Genomic DNA, 1532 nt, shown 5'->3' with positions numbered 1-1532 from the left:
GCTTTGTCCGGATAGTGTTGAAGAAGTCGCCGTTTGGGCGCTTGCAGGATACAGCCTCAATAGGCTGCCGTCATTCCTTCATCCCGTTTTTCTAGGTTCTCGCACCAGCTTGGCGAGTTTCCGAAGGTTTTGGGCGGTTGCTGCGAGTTGAAACTGTTCATATGCGCCTTTGGGTCCTCGAAGTCGCATCATCGGCACCCCGATGTATCGTTTCAGATGTGCGAAGAGCATCTCAACCTTCCTTCTCTGAATGAAAGAGATCATGTACGCATCGGTTTTGCGGATATCGCGGGCGACGTCGCGAGCCGCTTCGTGGACGGAACGAAGCACGTTTCGGGCGGGCTGATTTGGACAGCAATTTGCTTTCAATGGGCATGCGTCGCAGTCGTGCTTTGATGCTCGATATTTAATGAAGCCGTCTTTGCCGCCATTTGGCTTGCGCGGTTTGGAGAAGTTCCTGCGATATGTCCGCAATTCATTATTGCCTGGGCAAGTGTAGCTGTCGGTTGCAGGATCATAGGCAAAATCCTCTCGCGAGAATGTGCCGTCCGTCCGTTTGGATTTATCCCACACCGGGATGTGCGGAGCGATGCCGCGCTCTTCCACCAACCAGCCCAGCATCTCCGCTGAGCCGTAGCCTGTATCGCCAACCAGCTTGTCTGGCGTCATGTCGAAGCGGTCCGTAATCCGGTCGATCATACGTCGTGCAGCAAAGGCCTCAGCGGTTCGGATCGGAACCGATGGTTCAACGTCGACGATCACCGCATTGTCCAAATCCACCATATAGTTGGTGGAATATGCGAAGAAGGCAGCCCCACCGTCTGCGCCTGTCCAGCGAGCGGCGGGATCAACGGGTGAGATGTATTTAGGGACAACTTTAGTGGATGCGCCGAAAGCCGCGTCATCCAGCGTTTCGAGATATTCCTCAACCACACGAGTGGCTAGGTCAGGCGGCAAACCCTCTTTGCTATCGACACCCCGTGTCTGGTTCGCATTCGCCGGGATCAGGCTGGCATCGACGCCGAAGCTCTCGCCCCCAACCAGGCCCTCATCGATGCAGCGCCTCAGGACTGTCTCGAAGAGGTGGCGGAATAACCCGCACTCACGGAAACGCCCGTGCCGGTTCTTCGAGAAGGTCGAATGGTCTGGTACCGGATCGGTCAGATCGAGCTTGCAAAACCACCTGTATGCCAAGTTGACATGCACCTCTTCACAGAGCCGCCGCTCGGACCGAATGCCTTGGCAATAGCCCAACAACAGCATCCGGATCATCAACTCTGGATCAATCGAAGGACGACCGTGAGAGCTGTAGGACGGTGCCAGCAGGGGGCGAACTTCCGAAAGATCAAGGAAGCGATCAATGCCGCGCAACGGATGATCAGCAGGCACAAACTCTTCAATCGAAAACTCGTAGAAAAGCGCCCCTTGCGCCACCTGCCTCGGTCCCATCATCACCGCACCTCCACTCTCAAAATCGAGTGAATCAGCGACAGGCAAACCAATCAACGGACTTTTTCAACACTATCTCCGCA

General features: G+C 55.4%; 1 protein-coding gene. It reads right to left on the bottom strand.

The features are described 5' to 3' along the window. Window positions 1-78: 78 nt before the first annotated feature. A complete protein-coding gene (locus tag ACR0AY_RS21140; RefSeq protein WP_170512630.1) occupies window positions 79-1452 on the bottom strand; it encodes a transposase in 1374 nt (457 codons plus the stop codon). Window positions 1453-1532 lie beyond the last annotated feature (80 nt).

The organism is Ruegeria sp. A5, assembly GCF_056543005.1.
This window is presented reverse-complemented; position numbering and strand designations above follow the sequence as displayed.

Bases quoted from the DNA above. Each gene is read 5' to 3' on its own strand.
- ACR0AY_RS21140 (WP_170512630.1), bottom strand. From the start codon at position 1,452: ATGATGGGACCGAGGCAGGTGGCGCAAGGGGCGCTTTTCTACGAGTTT.